At 73.9% G+C, this 15621-nt stretch carries 14 protein-coding genes and 1 riboswitch; of the genes, 6 read left to right on the top strand and 8 right to left on the bottom strand.

The window, feature by feature from the left end; genetic code table 11:
- Window positions 1–31: 31 nt before the first annotated feature.
- From pseI to V6U88_RS14910, 3 genes are all read right to left on the bottom strand, one after another.
- Window positions 32–1084: a pseudaminic acid synthase gene (gene pseI, locus V6U88_RS14920; protein ID WP_334453410.1), complete on the bottom strand. Its 1053-nt coding sequence runs from the start codon at window positions 1082–1084 to the stop codon at window positions 32–34.
- Window positions 1085–1220: 136 nt separating this feature from the next.
- Complete coding sequence (locus V6U88_RS14915) at window positions 1221–2357, bottom strand: glycosyltransferase family 2 protein (RefSeq protein WP_334453408.1); 1137 nt, start codon at window positions 2355–2357, stop codon at window positions 1221–1223.
- A gap of 89 nt (window positions 2358–2446) precedes the next feature.
- Entirely contained in the window at window positions 2447–2995 is a 549-nt protein-coding gene (locus V6U88_RS14910; RefSeq protein WP_334453406.1) for a polysaccharide pyruvyl transferase family protein, read from the bottom strand.
- A 130-nt stretch (window positions 2996–3125) separates the two neighbouring features.
- Between V6U88_RS14910 and V6U88_RS14905 the strand changes: the two genes are divergently transcribed.
- The 5 genes from V6U88_RS14905 (at window position 3126) to V6U88_RS14885 (ending at window position 8324) form a co-directional block, all read left to right on the top strand.
- Window positions 3126–4340, top strand: coding sequence for an acyltransferase family protein (locus V6U88_RS14905; RefSeq protein ID WP_334453404.1), 1215 nt, complete (start codon window positions 3126–3128; stop codon window positions 4338–4340).
- Between the two features lie 205 nt (window positions 4341–4545).
- Entirely contained in the window at window positions 4546–5046 is a 501-nt protein-coding gene (locus V6U88_RS14900; RefSeq protein WP_334453402.1) for a hypothetical protein, read from the top strand.
- A 154-nt stretch (window positions 5047–5200) separates the two neighbouring features.
- Window positions 5201–5962 (top strand): hypothetical protein, encoded by a 762-nt coding sequence (locus V6U88_RS14895; RefSeq protein WP_334453400.1) that lies wholly within the window; start codon window positions 5201–5203, stop codon window positions 5960–5962.
- Window positions 5963–6263: 301 nt separating this feature from the next.
- Window positions 6264–6405: riboswitch (cyclic di-AMP (ydaO/yuaA leader) on the top strand.
- Between the two features lie 236 nt (window positions 6406–6641).
- Window positions 6642–7463, top strand: a complete 822-nt coding sequence (locus tag V6U88_RS14890; protein WP_334453398.1) for a C39 family peptidase — start codon at window positions 6642–6644, stop codon at window positions 7461–7463.
- A gap of 105 nt (window positions 7464–7568) precedes the next feature.
- Window positions 7569–8324 carry an alpha/beta fold hydrolase gene (locus tag V6U88_RS14885; RefSeq protein WP_334453396.1) on the top strand — a complete coding sequence of 252 codons (756 nt, stop codon included), beginning with the start codon at window positions 7569–7571 and terminating at the stop codon, window positions 8322–8324.
- A 49-nt stretch (window positions 8325–8373) separates the two neighbouring features.
- On the opposite strand, the gene V6U88_RS14880 is transcribed toward V6U88_RS14885, so the two are convergent.
- From V6U88_RS14880 to V6U88_RS14860, 5 genes are all read right to left on the bottom strand, one after another.
- Window positions 8374–9309, bottom strand: a complete 936-nt coding sequence (locus V6U88_RS14880; protein WP_334453394.1) for a peptidoglycan-binding protein — start codon at window positions 9307–9309, stop codon at window positions 8374–8376.
- 269 nt (window positions 9310–9578) lie between these two features.
- Window positions 9579–11294: a CDP-glycerol glycerophosphotransferase family protein gene (locus V6U88_RS14875; protein ID WP_334453512.1), complete on the bottom strand. Its 1716-nt coding sequence runs from the start codon at window positions 11292–11294 to the stop codon at window positions 9579–9581.
- A 27-nt stretch (window positions 11295–11321) separates the two neighbouring features.
- Window positions 11322–12833, bottom strand: a complete 1512-nt coding sequence (locus tag V6U88_RS14870; RefSeq protein WP_334453391.1) for a bifunctional cytidylyltransferase/SDR family oxidoreductase — start codon at window positions 12831–12833, stop codon at window positions 11322–11324.
- A 138-nt stretch (window positions 12834–12971) separates the two neighbouring features.
- Window positions 12972–13790, bottom strand: coding sequence for an ABC transporter ATP-binding protein (locus V6U88_RS14865; protein WP_334453389.1), 819 nt, complete (start codon window positions 13788–13790; stop codon window positions 12972–12974).
- Window positions 13783–14676: an ABC transporter permease gene (locus V6U88_RS14860; RefSeq protein WP_334453387.1), complete on the bottom strand. Its 894-nt coding sequence runs from the start codon at window positions 14674–14676 to the stop codon at window positions 13783–13785. The genes V6U88_RS14865 and V6U88_RS14860 overlap by 8 nt, the downstream gene beginning before the upstream one ends.
- A 176-nt stretch (window positions 14677–14852) precedes the next feature.
- Between V6U88_RS14860 and V6U88_RS14855 the strand changes: the two genes are divergently transcribed.
- On the top strand, window positions 14853–15491 hold the full coding sequence (locus tag V6U88_RS14855; protein ID WP_334453384.1) for a TetR/AcrR family transcriptional regulator: 639 nt from the start codon (window positions 14853–14855) through the stop codon (window positions 15489–15491).
- The last annotated feature ends 130 nt before the right edge of the window (window positions 15492–15621 follow it).

Raw genomic sequence — 15621 nt, 5'->3', positions numbered from 1 at the left:
CCGGGGGCGGACCGGGCGCGACGCGCTCGACTCAGATGAGATCCCAGCTCAGCGGAGTGCCGCGCGGGACGTCGACGGCGAAGGTGCGGCCCAGCACCTTCTCGATCTCCACCGGCGGCAGCCCGCCCGCAGGCCGGATCGACCGCACGGTCTCGGCGGTCACCGGATCGCCGGCCCGCACGTCCGCCACCACGTAGAGCGAGCGGCGGAAGCGCAGCCCCTCCCGCTCGGCGGGGGTGGGGCCGATCGCGGTGCCGCCGAGGGCCGCGTACGCCCGCCCCGACTCGACCACCAGCGCGGCCAGCTCGTCCGGGTTGAGGGAGAAGTCCGAGTCCACCCCGCCGTCGGCGCGGTCCAGCGTCACGTGCTTCTCGATGAAGCAGGCGCCCAGCGCCACCGAGGCCACCGGTACGCCGATGCCGGGGGTGTGGTCGGAGAGCCCCACCGGCACGCCGAACGCGTCGGCGAGCACCGGGATGCGGCGCAGGTTGCTGTCCGCCGGCGGGGCCGGGTAGGAGGCGGTGCAGGCCAGCAGCACGATGCCACCGGCCCCGCCCTCGCGGACGGTGCGCACCGCGGCGTCGATCTCGGCCACCGTCGCCATCCCGGTCGAGATCACCAGGGGCTTGCCGGTGCCGGCGACAAGCCGGATCAGCGGCAGGTCGACCAGCTCCGACGAGGCGATCTTGTACGCGGGCGCGTCCAGCTCCTCCAGCAGCTCCACCGCCGTGGCGTCGAACGGCGAGGAGAAGACGGTCAACCCCCGCTCGCGGGCCCGGGCGAAGATCGGCGCGTGCCACTCGTACGGCGTGTGCGCCCGCTCGTAGAGCCGGTACAGGTTCTCCCCGCCCCACAGCTCGTGCCCGCCGGAGATCCGGAAGGCCGGGGTGTCGACGTCGATGGTGATGGTGTCCGGCCGGTACGTCTGGAGCTTGAGCGCGTGCGCGCCGCTGGCCGCGACCGCGTCAACGATGGCCAGCGCCCGGTCCAGCTCACCGTTGTGGTTGCCGGACATCTCGGCGACCACGAAGGGTCGCTCCCCGGTCCCGACCACGTGCGGTCCGATCTTCACTGTCGTCGTCATGCCGACCTCTGTCCGCTGTGCGTCCGCGCCCGGGCGCGGTCCCTGCCTCGTCGTCCGTGGACGACCTGGAAAACTGCGCCGCCGTGGGCCTCCGACCCGGCTCCGGACGCGCACGGCGGTGCGACGGAACTCGTCGTCACGGCGCGCCGCGACCGGCCAGCGCGTCGCTCACCTCGGCCCGGTCCGCCCCGCGGGCGGCGGCCCCGTCCACGGCGGGCGGCGCGGCACCGGCCGGGGCCGCGGCGGGCCGGCGCAGCCGGCCGGCGAGCCGGTGGGCGTGACGCAGCACCGCGTACGCGAGGTAGCTGTCCCGGCCGACCAGCCGGTGCTTGAGCCCGACCACCCCGCCGGGGCGGGGGTAGCCGCCGGTCGGCAGGTGGCGACGGTACTGTGCGGCCACCCGGTGGAAGAACTCCCGGCGCAGGTGCGGGTGCAGCCGGTCGTCGTTGCCGACCACCACCAGCATGTGGTTGACCATCAGCCCGAACAGCTCGGCCCGCAGCCGCTCGTCCGGGTACCGCCGCCCGACCCAGTCCAGCAGCCGGTCGTACTGGTCGAAGGCGTCGAAGTGCCGGCCGCTGCGGGTGGAGGTGATCGCCCCCTGCCGGCCCTGCCGGTAGAGGTAGCAGACCCGGTCCAGCACCGAGATCTTCTCCGCGCCGATCAGCAGCGGATGGCTGAACGGGATGTCCTCGTACCAGCCGGGGTGGAAGCGCAGCTCCAGCTCGTCCATGAAGGCGCGGCGGACCACCTTGTTCCAGGCCGTGTGCTGCACCCGCAGCAGCTGCGGCCGGTCCGCCAGGCGCACCACGTCGGGCACGCCGCGCAGCAGCGGACTGCTGGCGTCGAGCTCGCGCCGCCCGCCGTCGTGCACCCGCACGTGGTCCACGAGCAGCACGTCGGGGCGGTGCGCGCGCAGCCGGTCCAGCACCGCGGGGATGGTGCCCGGCGGCAGCCAGTCGTCGCTGTCGACGAACCAGACGTACTCGCCGGTCGCCACGTCCAGGCCGGCGTTGCGGGCCGGGCCCAGGCCGACGTTGCTGCTCAGGTGCACGGTGTGCACCTCGGGCCGGCCGGCGGCGTACGAGCGCAGCATCTCCCCGCACCGGTCCGGGGAGGCGTCGTCGACGGCGACCAGCTCCACCCTGCCCCGCTCGCCGGCCGGGACGTCCGCCCGGATCGACTCGAGGCACTGGTACAGGTACGCCTCCACCCCGTGGACCGGCACGACGATGCTCAGCAGGACGGTGGCGGGCGTCGGCTCGTTGACCACGCCGCCACCCTGGTGCACCCGGGTGGACGGGCACGGAACCTGACGTATCCGGCGGAGATGGAGTTACTGAACAGCGCCCGAGCGGTGGGTTAACGGCTCAGGATCCGCCGCACCGGCGTGCCGACCGCCTTCCTGACCCGGGCCCGCAACCGCTGCTCCTCCAGCGTCCGCAGCTGGCCGCCCAGCTGGGTGTTGCGCTCGCGCAGCCACTGGATCCGCTCCAGCAGGGCCTCCGGGGAGGTCGCGGTGGCCGGGCGGACGGCGGGCGGGAAGCTGGTGGCGCGTACCCGCTCGTCGAAGCGGGTGGCGGCGTCGCCGTCGTCGAACGCGTTGCCGAGCCGGTGCGCGGCGAGGAACGCGGCCATCCGCTCGTAGCGGGCCCGGTGGCCGGCGTGCAGCGCGGTGTAGTCCGCCTCGGCGTAGAGCTGGGCGGCGTCCACGTCGGCGGGCACCTGCTTCATCGTCCGGTGCGGGATGTCGAAGTACCGGGCCAGTTCCAGGGTGCGCGAGTCGTGCGCGAAGAGGTAGCCGGGGGTGCCGGCGACCAGCGCGGTGATGGTGCCGTGGATCCGGGTGCCGAAGGCGAAGTCGAAGCCGGAGAGGTAGTCCATCCACCGGCCCGCTGGTGGCGGTCCCACCAGCCGGTAGGGTCCCCGGACGGTGGCCCGACCGGTGCCACCGTCCGGGGTCGGGCCGCGGTCGCGGCGGCGAGCGGCCGGGGGAGGAGAGGTACGTGCGGGTGAGCGTGGCGACGGCGGGGTGCCCGACATGACGAGCGCGGTGGGCGCACCGACGGCCGCCGCGAGCCGGCTGCCCTCGCTGACCGGGCTGCGCTGGGTGGCCGCGATGCTGGTCTTCGGCTACCACGCGGGCACCATGCGGATCGTCGGCGAACCGGACTACCAGGCGGTCGTCGGCGCGGTCTTCACCCTGGGCCTCTCCGGGGTGCAGTTCTTCTTCATCCTCAGCGGGTTCGTGCTGGTCTGGTCGGCCCGCGACGGGGACCGGCGGCGCGACTTCTGGCGGCGGCGGCTCGCCAAGGTCTACCCGAACCACGTGCTGACCTGGGCGGCGGCGCTGCTGGTGATGTGGTGGTTCGCCGACACCATCGTGCCCCGCGCCGCGCTGGAGAGCCTCTTCCTCGTGCAGGCCTGGGACCCGACGCCCGGCTACTTCTACAGCATCAACACGGTGAGCTGGTCGCTCTCCTGCGAGCTGTTCTTCTACCTCTGCCTGCCGCTGGTGCTGCCGGCCCTGCGCCGGGCCCGCGCCGGCCTGCTCTGGGCGGTGGTGGCGGCGGTGCCGCTGCTGATCGTGGCGCTCTGGCCGGGGCAGGCGCTGGTGCCGGAGGAGAGCACCTGGTGGTTCACCCAGATCTTCCCGGTGGTCCGCTCGCTGGAGTTCTGGCTGGGCGTGGCGGCGGCCGAGCTGATGCGGCGCGGCCGCTGGCGGGGCCCCGGACTGCCGCTGGCCAGCCTCGTCTTCGTGGTCACCTGGGTGGTGGCGGGGCAGTGGATCCGGGCCGAACTCTGGGCCGCGATCCTCTCCGTGGCGTACATCCTGGTCATCACCGCGGCGGCGGACGCGGACGTACGCGGGCTGCCCTCGCCGTGGCGGCACCGCCGGCTGGTCTGGCTCGGTGAGGTCTCGTTCGCCTTCTACCTGGTGCACGTGCTGGTGATGGTCACCGTGCTGCGGGCCACCGGCCACCTCGGCGTCGGGCTACCCGGCTGGTGGGGCCCGCTGGCGGTGCTCGGCTTCCTGGCGGTGAACCTGGTGCTGGCCGCCCTGCTGCACCGCTGGGTGGAGACGCCGATGATGCGCCGCCTGGCCCCCCGCCGCCGCCGGCCCGCCCCGGCACCCGAGCCGTCCACCCTGGACACCGAGCCGCCGCCGCGCGCCACGCCGGCACCCCGGGCCGCCGGCACCGACGCCCCGGCGGGCCGCCCGATCGAGTACGCGGGCCCGCGCGACCCGCACTGAACCCCCGTCCACCCTGGCCGGTCCAGCGCGGTCCGGTCCCGGGCCCGTCGACCTCGCCCGCTTTGGCGGCATGTCGGGGTGACGTTGCCGAGGGATTGCCCGACACGCCGCAAACGGGAGGCGCTCGTAGGTCGCCCGGTCGTGAGTGCCGCGCCGACACGCCGGCGACGCTGCGATCACCTGGCATCGGCGGTAGCGTGGTGCCGTGCTCCCGGTCGCGCCCACCAGTCCGTTGTGGTGGGTCGCGCGCTGGAGTTCCCGGCTGCTGACCGGCCTCGCCCTGGCGGTCGCGCTCTCCCTCGGCGGTTCGGCCGCGCCCGACGCCGGCGCGCTCGCCGCCGCCCCGCGCCCAGCCAACGCGCCGGCCTTCGCCGACCTGGCGGTTCCCGACGTGTCCGCCGTCCGCGCGGCCGCCGTCGACCTCGCCGCCGTCCCCGCCACCCTCGTCGTCACGTTCGCTGACGGCTCCGCCGCGACGCTCACCGCCGGCCCCGCCGCGACGCTCACCTCCGGGCCCGCCGTCACGCTCGGCGTCGGGGACGCCCAGCGCGCGGGCCGCGCCCTCGTCGCCGCGCCCGCCGCCCCACTCGACCCGGTCGCCTCGATCGACCCGGCCGGCCGGCCGGCCCACCCGGTCACCGCGCCGCTGCCCCTGGCCGGGCTGGCCGTCGGCGCCACCGGTCCCCGCGCCCCGCCGCTCGGCTGACCGCCCACGCGGGGGTGACCCGCGACCGCACCTGTCGAGAACCCCATCACCGCACACGCCCGCCGGTACGCGTCGTCGCCCTCGGCCTCGCCCCGCCGCCCCCGGGCCGCGTGCAAACTCCTCATCCGCGTCCCCCTTCCGGGAGGTGCCGACCATGAACACCGTCGTCTACCAGTTCCTCGTCGAGGTCCCGACCGCCGCCGCCATCTGGTCGGCCCTGCTCGTGCTCGCCCTGACCGTGCTCACCGTGCTGGTCGCCCGCCCGGAGCGGGAGGCCGCCGCCGACCCGGCCGTCGATCCGTCCCCGGCCACCACCCCCGCGACGGAGCTGGCGGACCTGCGCCGGTACGCCGAGGAGGTCGCCGTCGCCGCGGCCGGCGCCGCCCAGACCGCCCGCCGGTGGCGGGAGGCCTGGCTGGCCGCGCAGGAGGAGGTGGACCGGGCCTGGGAGGCGTACGACGAGGCGGAGACCGCCGCCCGCCGCTTCGTCGGCGCCGCCGCGCTGCCCGCCCCGCACACCCCCCGCACGCCGGCCGAGTACGCGGGCCGGGAGCGTTGGCTGCACCAGGCGGCGGTGGCCGCCCACTGGCGGGGTGAGCTGCCCGTGGAGCGGCTGCGGGACGTCTTCGCGCACCGGGACGGCTGGGACCCCCGGCGGCACCCGGTCGAGCAGGAGGTGCTGCTGGCCCGGGCGGTCCGCGACGGCCGGCGGGACGCGTACCGGGTGGCGGCCGGGCGGGAGCGGTCGGCGTGGCGGGACGCCGAACTGGCCGCCGAGGCGGCCCGCGCCCTGGCCGCCGAGGCGTACGCGGCGGCGCAGCGGCTGCGTCCGGGGCGGGTGCCCGCGCCACGGGCGGCGACGGCGGCGGCGCGGACGACGCCCGCGGCGCGCTGGCGTCCGGCCCGGGTGGGCTGACGCGCGACCGAATCGTTACCTGAATTCCGTGAGTCGCGTCACCGGAATCGGGGAAACGGTCATCGGTAACAGTCGGTGACATCGATCGCCGCGAACGGCGGACCTTGCTGCCCGGCTGTCCGGTTGTGACCCGACCGTGCCATAACAAACGCCTGTCCCATTGAGTGACGTCAGTGCCGAACTGTACGGCAAATTCGTGGCACCGATCATGTTTACGCAGCTGGGGACGCTTGGCGGGCAGGTGGAGCGGCCAGTAGTGTCGCCCCGGTCCGGTGCGGTTTCCGATCGCAAGAGGCGACGCCGCGCCGACCCGCTCAATCGTGATTTCCACGAACCGGGGACCCACGCACGTCTGGGGTGAATCCGCGGGCCACGGCCCGTGGTAGGGCGCTCTTCCCGCCCGAATCCGTCAGCTAACCCGGTAGGCGGTGTCGGAAGGAGTTTCCACTTCGTGCAGCACTCTCGCATCCCTCGGCTTTCTCTCCACCTCGGTACCGGGGTGTTCCCGCAGGTCCGCCGCGCCCTCGCGCGCTGATCCGGCCCACACCCCGCCGCCCGGCCACTGCCCGGGCGCACCCCCGCCGAGCGGCCCCCACACCGGTCCTGACACCGCGGGTGACGTCCCGTCACGCGCCGGCCCGGCACGCCGCTCCCGCCCTCGTACCGTGGAGGAAAACACGTGAAGCACACCCTGAAGCGGCAGCTGCGCCGGCTGGCCGGCGAGCGGTCGTACCAGCTTGTCGCCGGTTCGGCCGCCGCGCTCGTGCTGGTCTCCGGCGCCACCACCCTGCTCGCCGACGAGGCGCCCGCCCGCCAGCAGACCTCGGCCGCCGTCGCCGCCGAGGTGGCGCCCCGGCTGGACGACATCGCCACCCGCGGCCAGGCCCGCGCCGCCACCAATCACCGCCCGTCGCCCTCGCCGAGTGCCTCGCCGTCGGCCGCCACCAGGGGCAAGGCGGACCCGGACCTGACCCGCAAGGCGGCCCCCAAGCCGCCGTCGACCAAGGTCCTGCGGATCGACTACCAGGCGCAGAACACCTACTACAACTGCGGCCCGGCGGCGGTGCGCAACGCGCTCAGCGCGGCCGGCGTCGAGCGCAGCCAGGACGAGCTGGCCGGTCCGCTCGGCACCACCGAGATGGGCACCAACTCGGCGCGGGACACCACCCGGGTCCTGAACCAGTCGGTCAAGGGCGACCCGTACCGCACCCGGATGTTCGAGGGCACCCCCAGCTCCGCGCAGATCGACCGGCTCCAGGCCGACGTCATCGAGGCGATCAACGACGGGCGGGGTGTCGTCGCGAACGTGGCGGGGTCCGCCACCGACACCGCCGGTGGCTGGCACTCCTTCCCGGGCGGCCACTACATCGCCGTGGTCGGCTACAAGAACGACGGCCGTACGGTCCGGATCGCCGACTCGGCGGACCCGAACGTGCCGACGTACTGGATCAGCACCATCGACCTGGCGAACTGGATCGCCACCCGCGGCTACTCGGCCTGATCCGCACCGCCACACGTACGGGCACCGGCTCCCCTGGGAGTCGGTGCCCGTCGTCGTCGGAGCGGGTCTCGCGCGGCGGAACCGGGCGATGGCACACTGCGCCCCATGACCGACGACTCGGGTACCCGCCGACTGCTGTTGCTGCTGCACGGGATGGGCGCCACCGGCGACGTGTGGCTGCCCTGGGCGCCGTTGCTGGAGCATCGCTGGCCGGGGCGCTGGCTGGCGCCGGACCTGGCCGGGCACGGCTTCTCGCCGCCACTGCCGGGCTACTCCTTCGCCGGGCTCGCCGGCCAGGTCGCGGCGGGGCTCGTCCCGGCGGCCGAGGGCGCGCGGCCGGGTGAGCGGCTGGTGGTCCTCGGGCACTCCCTCGGCGGGGTGGTCGCGCTGGCGCTGGCCGCCCGCGAGGCGGGGCTGCCGGTCGACGCGGTGGTGGGGCTGGGCATCAAGGCGGTCTGGTCGCCGACCGAGCTGGCCCGGGCGCGGGAGCTGGCCGAGCGGCCGGTGACCTGGTTCGCCACCCGGGACGAGGCGGCCCGCCGCTACCTGAAGGTGGCCGGCCTCGGCGGGTTGTTCGCGCCGGACCACCCGGTGGTCGACGCGGGCCTGCGCGTCGAGGACGGCCGCTGGCGGCTGGCCATGGACCCGGCCGCCTTCGCGGTCGGCGCGCCGGAGCTGCCCGCCCTGCTGGCCGCCACCGACGTCCCGGTGCTGCTGGCCCGGGGCGAGCACGACCCGATGGTCACCGACGCGCAACTCGCCGAGCTGGGCGTGCCGGTGGTGACCCTGCCCGGCCTCGGGCACAACGCGCACGTGGAGGACCCGGCGGCGGTGCTGGCCCTGCTCGACCCGTACCTGTGAGCGGCGGCGGGCGGCCGGGCCCTGGCCCGACCGCCCGCCCCCGGGTCGCTCAGTAGCTGCAGCCGCTGCTGGGCAGGCTGGCCGCGGCCGGCACCGTCGCGCCGTCGTAGATGGCCAGCAGCAACCGCTGCGGGCACCGGTTGACGCCGCCGACCCGGACCTCGATGTGCAGGTGCGGTCCGGTCACGTTGCCGGTGGCGCCGGTGTACCCGATGATCTGCCCGGCGCTGACCCGCGCGCCGGCGGCGACCGAGCGCGACGACAGGTGGCAGAACAGGTAGTACGCGCCGTCGTCGCCGGTGATCCCGACGCCGTAGCCGCAGCTGCCGCCGGCGTGGGACACGGTGCCGGCGGTGATCGCGTACGTGGTCACCCCGGTCTCGGTGGGCAGGTCGATCGCGGGGTAGTCGTGGTGCGGGTCGTCGTACTCGGAGCGGGGCAGCACCGACCGGTCGATGACCGGCGCCCAGGTGCCGCCGCCCCCACCGCCGCCGACCAGCCACTGCCAGGTGGTGGCGCCGACGGTGGTGCCGCCGGTGAGCCCCCGGCCGGACTTGAAGGCGGAGACCGCGGTGGTGGTCGAGGCGCCCCACACGCCGTCGACGGTGAGGCCGTAGCCGTACTTGTTCAGCGCCGTCTGCAACGCCCGTACGGCGTTGTTGTTCGCGCCGACGTCCAGGGTGACCACCAGCTTGCCCCAGGTCAGCGGCCCGACGATCCCGTCGGCCGCCAGCCCGTTGGCGGACTGGAAGGAGCTGGTCGCGGCGGCGGTGCCGGCGCTGTAGTACCCGTCGACGGTGAGCGTCCGGCCGTGGTGCCGGAGCAGGAACTGGGCGGTGCTGACGTTGGCGCCGCCGGTGCCGGTGCTCAGCGTCGGCCAGTTGGGGGTGGCGGCGTGGGCCGCGCTCGGCGCGGCCAGCATGGTCAGGACGGCGAGGGACGCCGCGCCGAGCCAGCCGGCGACGCGGCGGAGGGGTGATGGCATGTGCGCACTCCCGGGGGACGGAGGGAGGCGAGCGGCGTCGGGGCGCGCCGCGTCGCCGGTGCGCGGTCGCCGGTGGCCGTGCCGCCGCCGGTCGATCGCGCGCCCGGCTGCCAGTATGCTGACGGCAATAAATATTTACAATGGTGAGAAGTTGTAAATAACTTTCGCCGTGCGCGTCGCCGCGCGGCCCGTTCGGAGTGCCCGTGACCAGCGCGGACAGCGCGACGCCCCGCGCCGCCGGGGCGGCGCGGGGCGTCGGGTGCGGGGATTCAGGCGGTGCGGGAAACGGCCGCGTCGCCGCGCGTGCCGGCCTGCGACGCGCGCGGCACCGGCGGGTTCCAGCCCGGCTCCAGCTCGCGCCGGGCCGCGTCGAGGAACCCGTCGGCGTACGAGTCGGCCGGGAAATCGCCCAGGTAGCGGCGGCGGGTCTCCCACCGGGCCGAGGCCAGCGGATCGGTGTCCAGCAGCCCGGTCAGCACCTCGTCCACGTTGGACATGTCCCGCCGCAGCACGTAGCCGGAGCCGGCGAGGGGGAACCGCGCCACGAAGTCGTCTCCGTCCACGCCCATGTCGGTCACCGCGTACGGCTTGCCCGAGTACAGGAAGTCGGAGATCACCCCGGAGACGTCGGAGACCAGCGCGTCGGCCCGGTTGACGCAGTCGACCAGGGACAGCTCCCGGCTCGCGGCGGCGCCCCAGAGGTGCTGCCGGCCGGTGCGGGTGCGGTCGGCCGCCAGCAGCTCGGTCAACCGCGCCAGCTGCCGCGCCGAGGCCGGGTTCTGCGAGGTGTACGGGTGGGCCCGCAGGATCACCGTTGCGCCCCGGTCCAGCAGCCGGCGCAGCAGCGTCTCCGCGACCGGCAGCGAGCAGTAGTTGGCGTCGGCGTGGTGCCCCGTCCAGGTCGGCGTGTAGAGCACCGTGGGATGCGGCAGGCCGGTGACCGGCTCGGTGCGTACCTCGATCGCCTCGACCTGCGGGCGGCCGACCACGACGAACTTCTCCGCCGGGATCTCCACCCCGGCGCGGGCGTACCGCTCGACGGCGGCCGGACCGGCCACGAAGATCCGGTCGAAGATCGCCGAGACCGGGTTGGCGCTCGGCGCCTTGTCGCTGTCACCGTGGTGCAGCTGCACGTGGGTGAGCTGGGAGAACCGGATGCAGTGGCTGTTCTTCGCGCCGTGGTTGACGTAGAACGCCACCCGCAGGCTCGGCACCAGCGCCTCGTCCATCGCCTTGAGCGTGGGGCAGTAGACCACCGGCGCGCTGGTGGCGGCGGCGATGGTCGGCAGGAACTCCGGTTCCCGCAGCAGCACCACGAACGGCCGCCCGAGCCGCTCCAGGTACGGCAGCCACATGGTGACCTGGTACTCCGAGCCGGGGGGCGCGGAGAAGTAGAGCAGGAACTCCGGCTGGTGCGCGCGCAGCGCCCGGGCCACCGGGCCACCCCCCGCCGCCGGCCGGAACCGCCGGCGGGCCAGGTCGAGCCCGACCGCCGCGCACGCGCCGGCCACCAGCAGGCTGGCGGCCAGCGCGACGAGGGCGGGCAGGGTGAGGGCGGCGGCCACCGCCGCCACCCCGAGCAGCGCCAGCAGCGCGCCACCGAGACGCGCGGCGACCAGCGGGGTCCAGGTGCGCACCGGCAGGTTCGCCGCCCGGATCTCCAGGTTGCCGGCGTCGCGCAGCGGCCCCACCAGCAGCACCAGGCCGAGCAGCACCAGCGCGGTCAGCGCCAGCGCCGGGTCGAAGCCGCCGTCGAGGCGGCGGGCGTACCCGACCAGGATGCCGGCGGCGAGCAGCACCGACTCGGCGCTGATGTCGGCGCCCGGCCGGACCCGGCGTTCCGCCGCGGCCGCGACGAGCGCGGCCACCGCCAGCGCCAGCCCCCAGGCGGTGGCGCCGGTCAGCGCCACCACCAGGAACGCGACCACGGCCAGACCGGTGGTCAGGCCTCGTGCGATCAGTTTCCTGACCAGGTCACCACGCATGTCGCGCACTCGTCTCCGCGGTCGAGGTCAGCCGGCGTCGACGCCGCTGGCCACCCGGTCCTGGTCGGCGGCGGTGGGCTGCGCCGGCACCGGGGCCGGCTCGCCCGGCGCCCGACGTACGTCGATCACCTGGCCGGTCAGGTCGGAGATCAGCACGTCCAGCGAGGACTGGGCCACCGTCTCGGCGGCGAGCAGGGTGTGCTCCGGCTCCTCGCCGAAGGCCTTGGTCCGCATCGGGGTCGCGGTGCGCTCCGGGTTGATGCAGTTGACCCGCACCCCGAACTCGGCCCACTCGTCGGCCAGGGCCTGGGTCAGGTTGACCAGGGCGGCCTTGGTGGAGGAGTAGAGGGCGTACTGGGCCCGGCCCCGGGTGTAGGAGCTGGAGGTGTAGAGCAGCAGCTGACCCTTGGTCTGCTGCAGGTACGGCAGGGACTGCCGGGCGGCGATGACCGGGCCGACGAAGTTGACCTGGAGCACCCGGTCCATCGCCTCCTGCTCCATCTCGGCCAGCGAGCCCTTCTCCAGGATGCCGGCGGTGACCACCACGTGGTCGATCCGGCCGGTGGCCTCGAAGGCGGTCTTGAGCGCGGCCTCGACGTCCTCGGCGCGCTCGACGTGGGTGCCGGTGGAGGAGCGGCTGAACGGGAAGACCTGGGCGCCGTAGCGGCGGGCCAGCTCGGCCAGGTCGTGGCCGATGCCGTAGCTGCCGCCGAAGATGACGATCGTGCGGCCGGTCAGCTCCTCGGTGTAGCTGCGGTGGTCGGTCAGCCGGGGCGCCTGGGCGGCGGCGAGCTGGAAGAGCTTGTCCGCCAGGTGCACGTCGACCGGGTGGGTGACCTTGATGTTCTCGTCCGAGCCGTCGATCACCTTGATCGGCGTGCCGGGCAGGTACCGCAGCACCACGCCGCAGTCGTCGGTGGCGGCGAAGTCCGGGTCACCCTCGGCCCGCCGGTACGCCTCCCGGATGGTGCCGGAGCGGAACGCCTGCGGGGTCTGGCCGCGGCGCAGCGTGGCGCGGACCGGGATGTCGGTGATGCACTCGTTCTCGTCGACCTGGATGATCGTGTCGGCCGAGGGGATCGCCACGTCGACCGCGGCGTAGGTCCACAGCGCGTTCACGCACTCGCGCACGATGCGGGCGCTGACCAGGGGCCGGACCGCGTCGTGGAAGAGGATGTTGACGTCGCCCTCACCCACCGCGTCCAGCGCGATCCGGGTGGTGGCGTTGCGGGTGTCGCCGCCCTCGATCACCTTGCTGACCTTGCGGAAGCCGGCCTTGTCGACGATCTGCTGGGCGTCGGCGACGTGGCCGGTGGCCATCAGCACGATGATCTCGTCGATCTCCGGCGCGGCCTCGAAGACGGCCAGGGTGTGCTCGATGATCGGCTTACCGGCGATCTTCAGCAGCTGCTTCGGGATGCCCAGGCCGAGCCGGGTCCCGGTGCCACCGGCCAGCACCACCGCCACCGTCCGCGAGGGCCGCCATGGCGCCGGGGTCTCCGGTGCGGCGTCCGGGCCAGTGGTGTGGTCCTGCGTCATTGCCGATCCTCACTTCCAGGGATGCCTGAATGAAAGATTTCGCCCGAGTGGCGACGGGTTGAACCTTAACGCGCGGACCGCGCCGCCCCAACGGGGCGACGCGGCCCTCCGGCACCGTGTCGGTGCCGTGCGGTTTCGCTACTTGCCGTTGGAGAACGCCTCGTATGCCCGGATGACCTCGTCGGTCGGCCCGTCCATCCGCAGTACGCCCGATTCCAGCCAGATGGTCCGTTCGCAGGTGTCCCGGATCGAGGAGAGCTGGTGGCTCACCAGGAACACCGTGCCGGCGCCCTCGCGCAGCTCGCGGACCCGCTGCTCGCTGCGCTTGCGGAAGCCCTTGTCGCCGGTCGCGAGCGCCTCGTCGATCAGCAGCACGTCGTGCTTCTTGGCCGCGGCGATGGAGAAGCGCAGCCGGGCCGCCATGCCGGAGGAGTACGTCCGCATCGGCAGGCTGGCGAAGTCGCCCCGCTGGTTGATCCCGGAGAACTCGATGATCTCCGGGGCCAGCCGGGCCACGACGTCCGGGTGCATGCCCATGGCCAGGCAGCCGAGCGTGACGTTCCGCTCGCCGGAGAGGTCGTTGAGCAGGGCGGCGTTCACGCCGAGCAGCGAGGGCTGGCCCTGCGTGTAGACCGCGCCCCGGTTCACCGGCAGCAGGCCGGCGATGGTGCGCAGCAGGGTGGACTTGCCGGAGCCGTTGCTGCCGATCAGTCCGATCGCCTCGCCCCGGTACGCGGTGAAGGAGACCCCCTTGACCGCGTGCACCTCCTGGATGTTGGGCGCGGAGGAGCGCTTGACCAGGCGTCGCAGCGCGGCCACCGGGGTGCTGCCCCCGCCGGCGCCCTTGTGTACCCGGTAGATCACGTGCGCGTCGTCCACCACCACGGTGGGGATCCGCTCCGTCAGCCTGGGCAGCGTGACGGTGACGTCGTTGGACGCCTCGTACTGGTCAACCACGGCCGTACTCCTGTTCGCCGCGCCAGAAGTAGATGAAGCCCCCGACACCCGCCAGCACCGCCCACGCCGCGCCGACCAGCCAGAGCTGGGCCAGCGACTCGTTGAGCAGTGGCGCCCGCTCGAGGAGGGAGTAGCGGGCCAGCTCGATGTAGACCAGCATCGGGTTGAACTGGACCACCGTCGTCGCCCAGCCCGGCAGCCGCTCGAAGAGGCTGACGCTGTAGAGGACGCCGGAGCCGTACATCCAGGTGCGCAGGATGAAGGGCATGACCTGCTTCAGGTCGCTGGCCTTCGAGCCCATCCGGGCGACCAGCATCACGATGCCGGCGTTGAAGACCGCCTGGAGCAGCAGCGCCGGGACCACCATCAACCACTTGAGGGTGATCGGCTCGCCGGTCGCCAGCACGATCCCGATCAGCACGACCATCGAGGCCAGCAGCTGCTGGAACTGGGTGACCGTGGCGGCCAGCGGCAGGCTGGCCCGGGGGAAGTGCAGCGCCCGGATCAGCCCGAGGTTGCTGCTGATCGACTGGGTGCCGGCCAGCACCGCGCTCTGGGTGAAGTTGAAGATGAAGAGCCCGGTGGTCAGGTACGCGATGAAGTTCGGGATCTGGTTCTGGGCCAGCACCACGCCGAAGATCAGGTAGTAGACCAGGGCGTTGGTGAGCGGGGTCAGCACCTGCCAGATCTGACCCAGCTTGGCGTTGCTGTACGAGGCGACGAGCTTGGCGTTGGCGTACGCGGCGATGAAATGCCGGTAGGACCACAGCCGGCGGCTGTATTCGGCCAGGGAGGGGCGCTCACCGGCGACCCGTAGTCCGTGCCGGGCGGCCAGCTGCGCCTGGGTCAGGCCCGTTTCGGGGTCGACCAGCGCGGTGTCGGCCATGGAAGGGCGCTCCGATCTTTCGTGCCAAAGGGATGCGCGCGACGATGGAATCTTAAGGGGAGCTGTGTGCGGAGGCCGCCTCGTCGCTGCGTGGACGGTAGTCCAAAACACGTCGGGACGCAACCGTACCGTCGTTGCGCTACATTGGCCCACGTGACAGGTGCGGAGAGACCCCGATGACCAGCGAGAAGAGGCGTACGCCGGCCGGCGCCGCGGTGCTGAGGGGCGACATCACCAAGGCCATCCGGCGCGCGCTGATGCAGGAGCTGGCCGCGGCCGGCTACGGCCGGCTCTCCATCGAGGCGATCGCCCGCCGGGCCGGGGTCAGCAAGACGGCGATCTACCGGCGGTGGAGCTCCAAGCTCGAGCTCGTCCTGGAGACCGTGGTCTCCGCCGCCGGCAACAAGCTGCCCGCGCTGGACACCGGCACCCTCCGCGGCGACCTGACGCTGCTGTTCCAGCTGGTGGCGCACGCGCTGAGCCACCCGCTGGCCTCGCAGATCATCCCCGACCTGCTCGCCGAGGCGGCCCGCAACCCGACCATCGACGCGACCCTGCAGCAGGTGCTCCGAGCCAAGCAGCAGGAGCTCGGCGGCCAGCTCATCGGCCGGGCGGTCGAGCGGGGGGAACTGCCGGCCGGCACCGACCCGGACGCCGCGGTCGACCTGATCGTCGGGCCGCTCTACTGGCGGCTCGCCATCGCCCGCACCCCGCTCCCCGACACGTACCTCGACACCCTCGTCGAGGCGGTCGCGGCCGGCCTCGGCGCCGAACCGACGCTGCCCCGCCAGCGCGAGGCGCCGGTGTCCGGCTGACCCGGCGGGCGCCACCTCTGGTGGGGACGTGACCTCGTGCCCGATTCCGCTAGGCTGGCCCCCGCCGTGCCGGAGCCCGCTCCGACACCTGGCCGTGCATCCCATTTCTCCCCATCTTCATCCGTACGAC

Origin of the sequence: Micromonospora sp. CPCC 205739 (assembly GCF_036906795.1) — a bacterium.
Classification (GTDB): Bacteria; Actinomycetota; Actinomycetes; order Mycobacteriales; family Micromonosporaceae; genus Micromonospora.
The sequence above is the reverse complement of the archived record's forward strand: the minus strand, read 5'-3'. Positions and strand labels throughout refer to the sequence as shown.